Origin of the sequence: Deinococcus sp., assembly GCF_030523985.1 — a bacterium.
Lineage (GTDB): Bacteria > Deinococcota > Deinococci > Deinococcales > Deinococcaceae > Deinococcus.
In genome coordinates, this window is record NZ_JAUNHK010000104.1 from 1 (window position 1) to 8762 (window position 8762).

Here is an 8762-nt window from a genome sequence, read left to right on the forward strand (position 1 = left end):
CACCTCATCCCCTTTCCACACCCCACCCCGATTTGTCAACCCCTAATCGCCGTTTCATGTGTGTCAGGCTGGCGTGATTTTTATTCCTGTCATCGGCCCTTCATCTGGCGCGGTGACGTAGAAAGGGGGAAGGCGCGGCACGAGTTGGGGCAGCACCTCTGGCCTCGCGTGCTTTCCCTTGCCGCTTCCAACAAAAGATGAAAATGAGGAAGCTGCGCCCCTTGCTCAGGCCCGCGCCCGCGCTTCGCCCTCGTCCAACGCGGCAATTTCCTCGGGCGTCAGGTGGTAGGTTTCGCTGCACCAGTGGCAGAACACTTCCTGCCCGCCCGCGTCAATCATCTCCTGGCGCTCTTCCGGCCCGAAGAACTTGAGGCTGTCGGCGGCCTTCTCACGCGAGCAGCGGCAGGCAAAGCGCACAGGCTGGGCTTCGGTGGCGAGGCGCAGGTCGAGGCCCTCGGCGGCTTTGTGGATGGCCCCCAGCAGCCCCCCAGTCCGCAACTGGTCGGTCAGCATTCCCAACGCGGCAATGTTGGCCTCAAGCTGGGCGAGGGTCGCGTCGGTCACGCCGGGCATGGCCTGAATCAGCAGCCCGCCCGCCTGCGCGACCCGGCCCCCTTCTTCATACACGCCCAGCAGCACGGCGTTGGGTATCTGTTCGGACGTGCCCAGGTACAGGCTCACGTCTTCGGCGATTTCGCCGCTCTGGAGCCGCACGCTGCCCGTGTAGGGTTCGCCGTTGTCGAGCAGGCGCGTGACTGCCAGTTCGCCGTCATGGCCGACAATGCCGCTCACGTCGAGCTTGCCGTCGCTTTCGCGGGGCGGCAGGTCGGCTTCGGGGTGCTGCACATAACCGCGAACGCGCCCGTCGTTGCTGCCCTCGGCCACCACCAGACCCACCGGGCCGCCGCCATCCACCCGCACCGTCACGCGGGCGTCGTTGCGTTTGCCCAGCACCACCGCCAGCAGTGCCGAAGCCGCCAGCGTGCGCCCCAGGGCCGCCGTCGCCGTCTTGCTGAGGTCATGGCGCAGCCGCGCTTCCTCGACGACCCGCGCCATGTCCACGCCCACCAGTCGCAACGTGCCGTCGGCTGCTGTCGCCCGCAGCAGGTACGATTCCGGTTGCGGCAGGTCGGTGAGGGAGCGGGCAGCAGAGGCAGAAAAGTCGGAGTTCATCAGGAAACTTTACACGCCAGCACTCAAGCCCGGTGTGCGGCGACTTGCAATTTCCCAGCTGATACGGGGCTGACTTTTCTTCAGTTGAGGTCTTATCACTTTTGCTAAGGGTTTCTCATGGAGGGGGCCTAGGGTAAAAAAACCTCTGTTGGACGGCGCGTCTCTCTTTTTCAGGACCAGGAAGGAAAAAGGGGGCTGTCCACCGCACAGAGACAGTCCCTCTCGCCTTTGTCTTAGGCTCCTTGTTTGTGTTCTTACGGCCCAGGGCCGGGAACAACTCAGGAGCTTTCAGGAGATGCACATGACCAAGACCAAACGACCCCTCGGCGCTCTGGCGCTGGCGACCCTCGCCCTGACCCTCTCGGCTTGCCAGACCAAGACCGAAACCACGACCACCCAGACCACCACCGAAACGACGGAAACGGCCACGACCACCACGGCCAGCAAGAACCCCGACACCCTGGTGATTCAGCAGTCCGCCGACGTGCCGACCCTCGACCCCGGCACCACCTACGACACCGCCAGCGGTCAGGTCGTGGAAAACCTGTACGAGACCCTGGTGGGCTACCAGGGCAGCTCCATCAGCGAACTGGAACCCGTGCTGGCGACGGCCTGGGAAGAGCAGGACGGCGGCAAGCAGTACCGCTTTACCCTGCGTGAAGGCGTCAAGTTCCACAGCGGCAACCCCTTCGAGTGCAAGGACGCCGAGTACACCTTCCGCCGCAACCTCGTGACCAACACGAGCGACAGCGGCAACTGGTTCCTGGCCGAGTCGCTGCTGGGCACGGGCAGCAACGCCAACGACGACCAGTCCATCACCTGGCAGCGCATTCAGGACGCCGTGCAGTGCGACGGTCAGACCCTAGTGTTCAACCTGCCCAAGGTGGACCCCGCTTTCCTGTCCAAGCTGGCCTACATCGGTCAGGGCATCGTGGATAGCGAACACGCCAAGTCAATCGGCGAGTGGGACGGCACCGAGGCCACCTGGAAAGAAGCCGTGGGCAAAGACTTGGTCGGCAGCCCCCTGGCCCAGCAGCCCAGCGGCACTGGCGCGTACAAGCTGCTCAAGAAGGACGCGACCTCGGTGGCTGCCGTCGCCTTCGACGACTACTGGGGCGAGAAAGCCAAAATCAAGAACGTCATCATCCAGAAGGTGCCCGAGCAGGCTGCCCGCGTGCAGGCTTTCCTCAAGGGTGACGCCGACTTCATCGAGTCGGGCGGGCGCGAAATCATCGAAAGCCAGCTTCAGGGCAAGCCCGGCGTGACGGTGCTGGACGACCTGCCCAACACCACCGCCACCGGCCTGAGCATGAACCAGAACATCAAGGGCGGTCAGCTCGGCAGCGGCAAGCTCGACGGACAGGGCATTCCCGCCGACTTCTTCAGCGACCTCGAAGTGCGCCGTGGTTTCGCCGCCGCCTTCAACTACCCCAAGTACATCGAGGAAGTGCAGCGCGGCAAGGGCAAGGAGCGTAACTTCCTGCTGCCCGACACCTTCCCTGGGTACGACGCGACGGTCGCTGCGCCCCAGTACGACCTCGAAGCCGCCAAGGGACATTTCCAGCAGGCCTGGGGTGGCAAGGTCTGGGACAACGGCTTTACCCTCAACGTGTCTTACCGCGCTGGCAGCCGCCCCATGCAGACCGCGATGGAAATGCTCAAGAGCGACATCGAGGGCCTGAACCCCAAGTTCAAGGTCAACATCGTTCCCAAGGAATGGAGCGAAATCATTAAGGCCAGCGGCGAAGGCAGCGAGGCGATGGTCGTGACGGCCTGGGCACCCGACTACGCTGACCCGGACAACTTCGTCCACACCTTCTACAGCTCGGAAGGCTACTACGCCCCCCGCATCAACGCCAAGGACGCCCAGATCGATGGGTGGGTGAACGAGGCCCGCACCACCACCGACGTGGAGAAGCGCAACGCCCTCTACAAGCAGATCGCCGAACGTGCCCAGGATCAGGCCCTCTACATCCTGATGCCCGGCGGCGTGGGTGTGACCGTCTTCCGCGACAGTGTCCAGGGTGTCAGTGCCGACACCTACAACCCCATGTACGGCTTCGACTCTGCCGGAACCCTCTGGAAGAACCTCAGCAAGAGCTGAGCCGCCTCTCCCGCCCGACCCGACCACCTTGCCTGTGCAGGGTGGTTTTTTGCGGTCTCCGCTATGCTGCGGCCATGCTCAGTCCCGAACAGGAAGTCACCCGGCCCATCACCCTGCTGCTGGTAGACGACCATCCGGTGGTCCGCAAGGGCACGCGGGAACTGCTGGAAGGCGAAAGCGACATGCAGGTGCTGGGCGAGGCGGGCAGCGGCGAGGAAGCCCTGACCCAGGCCCGCGCCCTCAGGCCCGACGTGATTTTGATGGACGTGTCCATGCCCGGCATGAACGGCATAGAGGCGACCAAGGCGATCAAGGCCGAGCAGCCCGGCGTGGGCGTGCTGGTGCTGACCAGCTACGACGACGACGCCTACGTGTTCGCCCTGCTCGAAGCGGGGGCGGCGGGCTACCTGCTCAAGAATGCCAGCGAGGACGACCTGCTCGGCGCGGTGCGGGCAGTGGCGGCGGGTGAAAGTGCGCTGCACCCCTCCATCGCCCGCAAGGTGCTGGAGCGCTTCAGCGTCGTCTCGAACCCCACCCCGCCGGAAGACGACCTCAGCCCCCGCGAACTGGAAGTGCTGCGGGTGGCGGCGAGTGGGCGCACCAACAAGGAAATTGCCCGTGACCTCGACATCAGCCCACGCACAGTTCAGGTTCACCTGGCGAACATCTTCGCCAAAATCGGGGTCGGCAGCCGCACCGAGGCTGTCTTGCACGGCATCAAGCGCGGCTGGATAGACCCGCGTACCCTTTGAGGGGTTGCGCTGATGGCCGATAGCGGATGGCATGAAAACAGAGGACGGGGGAGATTTTCCCTGTCCTCTGCTTTTATGCGTCCGTCCCTTACTTTTTGAGGGCCTTGAGAATCGCGGGCGTCAGGTCGGTGGTGGCGGCGTTGGCGTAGACGACCAGCTTGGAACGGGCGGCCACTTCTTGGTCGAGCACCACGCTGAAGCCGCTGCTCTTGGCGACGGCGGCGATGGCTCCGTTGACCTTGGGGCCGACTGGTTTGAACGCCTGGGCCAGCCGGGCTTGGTGGCTCTTTTGGGCGCTCACAAAGCTCTGTTGGGCCTTGTTGACGGCGTCCACGTCGGCCCTGGCACGGGTGCGGTTGGCCTTGGCGACGAGTTGCTGAATGTTTTGCTGGCGCTTGGTGAGGTCGGTGTCCACCCGCTTACGCAGGTCGAGGTAGCCCGCACCGCCCGGCACAGCAGCGACGACCTTCTGCACGTTGACGAAGCCCAAGCGGGTGCGCTTCTGCTGGGCGTGGGGCGTGGTGGCGAGCAAAAAAAGCGGAGCAATCAGCAGGATTCGGTTCAGTTTCATGGCAAGTCCTCGGGAAAAAAGCGGTGACAAAAGGAAAACCCCCGCATTCCGGGGGCAGGGAAGGGGCATGACTATAAGAAGGTGCGGCTGCCCTGCGCCAGGCGGGGCCGACCTTACTTGATGTTCTTCTTGACGGCTTCGGTCAGGTCGGTGGTGGCGCTGTCGGCGTAGACCACCAGGCCGCTCTGCTGGGCGATGGCGCGGTCCATGATGACGGCGTAGCCGTTCTGCTTGGCGTAGTTGCCGAGCGCGGTATCCACGGCCTTCTCGACGGGCGCGGCCTTGGCAGCCATCTGATCGGAGTAGGACTTGGACTTGGCGTTGATGGTGCTCACGAGTTGCTCGCGCTGCTGCTTTTCGGCGGCGGTGGCCGCAGTGCCTTTGGCGTCAATGGCCTTGATCTTAGCGTCGAGGTCGGTGAGTTCCTTGTTGGCGGCGGCTTGCAGCGACTTGATGTCCTTGTCGCTGGGGTGGGCGGCAAACAGGGCGTCCACGTCCACGAAGCCGATCTTGGTGGCGGGGGTCTGGGCGTGGGGAGCGAGGTTGCCGAGGCCGAACGCGGCGACAAGGGCAAGGGGAGCGAGTGCCTTGGGGGTCATCTTCATGCGGCGCAACGTAGCATGCGGATTTCTGAGCCGAATGAACCTGTAGGCCGCAGAATTAAGGCGGGGTCAGTTGAGCGTCAGACCAGCCGTGATCAGGGCCTCACAACGTCCCCCGAGCAAGTCGAACCTGACATTCTGCGTTCTCGGAACAGAACTGAAGATGCTTCATTCCCGGTTCGACTACTTCTGTCGTTACTCGCTTCGCCCGGTCCATCTGAGGATGAACTTCGAGGGACTTGACTGCTCTAGACTAAGCCATGCTCGTACGCGACTGGATGACGCGTGGCCCCGTGACGGTCACGCCCGATACGCCTGTGATGGAAGCCCTCAAGCTCATCAATGAGCGCCGGGTCAGGAGGCTCCCCGTCCTTCAGGGGGGCAAGCTGGTGGGCATCACCACCCGCAAGGACCTCAAGGACGCCATGCCCAGCAAGGCCACCACCCTCAGCGTGTGGGAACTGAACTACCTGCTCAGCAAGCTGACCGTCGAAGAAATCATGGGCCGCCCGGTCATTACGGCGCACGAAGACGAGTACATGGAAGACGCCGCCCTGCGGATGCAGGAGCATAAATTCGGCGGTCTGCCCGTGCTGAACGACCGGGGGGAAATGACCGGCATCATCACCACCTCGGACGTGATTCGGGCCTTTACCAGCATTCTGGGCATGAACGAGGGCGGCCAGCGCCTGACCCTGGACATGCCCGACGTGCCCGGCAGCCTGGAAAAAGCCGCCCATGCCGTCCACCCCAGCAACATCATCAGTGTGGCGACCTACGACGTGGACGGCTCCGGTGGCAATCGCCGTTTCGTCCTGCGCGTGGGCGGCGAGGGGCTGGAAGGCGTGCGCGAGCGCGTGAAAGCCGCTGGCATTGCGGTTCTGGACTGATTGACCGTCCGGTTGTCCCTCGCCGGACACAACAAGGAGAGGAGGCTCCATTAATCTGGGCCTCCTCTCTTATGCTTGGCTTTTGGAACGCTCAGCTTTATTTCATCACGTTCCAGGCCGCCTGCACCGCTGCCCCGCGCTCGAACTGCACGCCCAGGCTGGCGAAGCAATCTTCCAGAATTCCGGCAATCGCCAGAGCGTCGTAGCGGTCGGCGTAGCCCATCGTCGAGATGCGGAAGACGGTGTCCTCGTGCGGGGCCTGACCGGGGAGCGCCCGCTGCCCCATTTCCGCGAGGCGGGCCGCCACCTGCTTGCCGCCGATGCCCTGGGGCGGGGTCAGCACGGCGACGGCGGCGCTGGGGCGAGCGGCCCAGGCCGGAGCGCCGAGGGCCGTACCAGCGGCAATCAGGGCGTCGGTCTTGCGGCGCTGCTCGGCCCACAGAACCTCCAGCGGCACCGCCAGCAGGCGGTCGAGGGCCACCGAGAGGGCGTACATCAGGTTGATGGCGGGCGTCTGGGGCGTGTTGCCTGCCTTTTGCCCGGCGAGTTCGCGGGTCATGTCGAGGTAGAAGCCGTGCGGCGTGTCCTTGATCATGCGGGCCTGAACCTCGGGCGAAAACAGCACGAAGCCCAGGCCGGGCGGGGTCGCCGTGCCCTTCTGGCTGCCCGACACCACCACGTCCACGCCCCAGGCGGCGGGGCGCAGTTCGGCGTTGCCGTAGCTGGTGATGCAGTCGGCAATGATGATGAGGTCGGGGTTCTGGGCTTTGGCGGCCTTGGCAATTGCTTCCAGGTCATGCAGCGCCCCGGTGCTGGTTTCACTGTGGGTGATGGTGAGGGTGTGGGCGCCCTTGCAGGCGTCGGCAACCTCGTTCACGTCCAGCATCTCGCCCCAGGGTTTGGCGATAATCTGGGTGTCGTAGCCGAAGCGCTGCGCCATCTCGCCCCAGCGTTCGCTGAATTTGCCCGCCTGCGCGTTGACCACTTTGGCCCCGCTGGGCGTGGTGCTGACCAGGGCACCCTCGAAAGCCCCGGTGCCGCTGGTGGTGGTAATCACGGCGTCGTAGGGGTCGCCCAGCAGCCGGGTCAGTTTCTCGCGGGCTTCCATCAACTTGGCGATTCCGGCGGCGGCGCGGTGGTGCATCTGCGGCTGGGCCAGTTCGAGCAGCACATTGGGCGCGACTTCGACCGGGCCGGGCGCAATCAGCCGTTCGCGGTTGAGGGGCGTGTGGGCGGGCAGCGCAGTCTCACTCATGCAGGCACTCTAGACCGCCGCCGCCCGCCCGTGGTGGGGGCGTCTAAGTTGTCACCCCGGCTGTTGCGCCTGCGGCTCCTGCGTTAGCCTGCCCCCATGCGAATTGTCGTCGTGGGTGGGGTCGCCGCCGGAATGAGCGCCGCGAGTCGGGCCAAACGTTTTGACCCGGGGGCCGAAGTCGTGGTCTTTGAGCGTGGCGAGTACATCAGCTACGGCGCTTGCGGCTTGCCCTACGTGCTCGGCGGCGCGGTGGACGACTGGGACGACCTGGTGGCCCGCACGCCCGAGCAGATGCGGGGCCGGGGCATCGGCGTGCGGCTGCGGCACGAGGTCACGGGCGTAGACCCACAGGCCCGCACCGTGACCGTGTCGGGGCCGTCCGGGGTCAGCACCGAGCCGTATGACCGCCTGCTGATGGCGACGGGCGTGTCGGCCATTCGTCCCGACTGGGCCAGCACCGACGCGGCGGGCGTGCATGTCCTGCGCGAGATTCCTGATGGTCAGGCCATCGCCCGCAGTCTGGAGGGGGCGCGGCGGGTGTGCATTGTCGGCACGGGCTACATCGGTCTGGAACTCGCCGAAAACCTGTGTCGCCAGGGCCTGAGCGTGGTGATGCTGGAGCGGGGCGACGAAGTGGGCGGCAACATTCTGGACGTGGAGTACCGCCGCCAGATTCGCGCCGAACTGGAGCGCAACGGGGTAGACGTGCGCTGCAGCGTGACGGTGGAGGGGCTGACCGTGCGAGAGGGCCGTGTATCGGGCGTGCAGACGGACACGGGACTGGTGCGGGCCGATACGGTCATTGTGGCGGTGGGGGTACGCCCCAACGTCGAGTTGCTGAAGGCGGCAGGCGTCCGCCTGGGCAAAACTGGGGCGGCAGCGGTCAATGTCCGGCAGGAAACCAGCGTGCCCGGCATCTACGCGGCAGGCGACAACTGCGAAACGGTTCACCGCGTCACCCGCCGTAAGGTTCACATTCCGCTGGGCCTGACCGCCAACCGCATGGGCCGCGTCGCCGGGGTCAACATGGCGGGCGGCGACGCGACATTTCCCGGTGTGGTCGGCACGGGCATTTTCAAAGTGTTTGGTCTGGGCGTGGCCCGCACCGGGCTGGGTCAGGCCGATGCCGAACGGTTGGGGCTGGACGCGGTCAGCGTGGACGTGGAAAGCACCGACCACGCGAGTTACTACGCTGGGGCCGCGCCCATTCATGTGCGGCTGACCGGTGAACGGGGCAGCGGGCGTCTGCTGGGCGGGCAACTGATCTGCTCCAATCCCCAGAGCGTCAAGCGGGTGGACGTGCTGGCGGCGCACCTGCACCAGCGCGGCAAGGTCGAAGACCTCTTTCAGATGGACTTGGCCTACGCCCCGCCCTTTTCGGGCGTCTGGGACGTGCTGCTGGTGGCCGCCGACCG

8 protein-coding genes are annotated in these 8762 nt (G+C 65.2%); 4 read left to right on the forward strand and 4 right to left on the reverse strand.

What is annotated here, in order from left to right; translation table 11 throughout:
* Positions 1–225: 225 nt before the first annotated feature.
* Positions 226–1173 carry an Hsp33 family molecular chaperone HslO gene (hslO, locus tag Q4C89_RS12485; protein ID WP_303102948.1) on the reverse strand — a complete coding sequence of 316 codons (948 nt, stop codon included), beginning with the start codon at positions 1171–1173 and terminating at the stop codon, positions 226–228.
* Positions 1174–1468: 295 nt separating this feature from the next.
* Between hslO and Q4C89_RS12490 the strand changes: the two genes are divergently transcribed.
* Together Q4C89_RS12490 and Q4C89_RS12495 are read left to right on the forward strand one after the other, a co-directional pair.
* Positions 1469–3277, forward strand: coding sequence for an ABC transporter substrate-binding protein (locus Q4C89_RS12490; RefSeq protein WP_303102949.1), 1809 nt, complete (start codon positions 1469–1471; stop codon positions 3275–3277).
* A gap of 74 nt (positions 3278–3351) precedes the next feature.
* Entirely contained in the window at positions 3352–4029 is a 678-nt protein-coding gene (locus Q4C89_RS12495; RefSeq protein ID WP_303102950.1) for a response regulator transcription factor, read from the forward strand.
* Between the two features lie 88 nt (positions 4030–4117).
* On the opposite strand, the gene Q4C89_RS12500 is transcribed toward Q4C89_RS12495, so the two are convergent.
* Both Q4C89_RS12500 and Q4C89_RS12505 read right to left on the reverse strand, forming a co-directional pair.
* Positions 4118–4600: an OmpH family outer membrane protein gene (locus tag Q4C89_RS12500; RefSeq protein ID WP_303102951.1), complete on the reverse strand. Its 483-nt coding sequence runs from the start codon at positions 4598–4600 to the stop codon at positions 4118–4120.
* Between the two features lie 113 nt (positions 4601–4713).
* The gene (locus Q4C89_RS12505) at positions 4714–5205 is read right to left on the reverse strand and encodes an OmpH family outer membrane protein (RefSeq protein ID WP_303102952.1); all 492 of its coding nucleotides are present in this window, start codon (positions 5203–5205) and stop codon (positions 4714–4716) included.
* 257 nt (positions 5206–5462) lie between these two features.
* On the opposite strand from Q4C89_RS12505, the gene Q4C89_RS12510 reads away from it, so the two are divergent.
* Positions 5463–6092 (forward strand): CBS domain-containing protein, encoded by a 630-nt coding sequence (locus tag Q4C89_RS12510; RefSeq protein ID WP_303102953.1) that lies wholly within the window; start codon positions 5463–5465, stop codon positions 6090–6092.
* A gap of 97 nt (positions 6093–6189) precedes the next feature.
* Here Q4C89_RS12510 and Q4C89_RS12515 read toward each other — a convergent pair whose 3' ends face one another.
* Positions 6190–7347 (reverse strand): aminotransferase class V-fold PLP-dependent enzyme, encoded by a 1158-nt coding sequence (locus Q4C89_RS12515; RefSeq protein ID WP_303102954.1) that lies wholly within the window; start codon positions 7345–7347, stop codon positions 6190–6192.
* 96 nt (positions 7348–7443) lie between these two features.
* Between Q4C89_RS12515 and Q4C89_RS12520 the strand changes: the two genes are divergently transcribed.
* Positions 7444–8762 (forward strand): FAD-dependent oxidoreductase (locus tag Q4C89_RS12520; RefSeq protein ID WP_303102955.1); only part of this gene is annotated, 1319 nt, incomplete at its 3' end.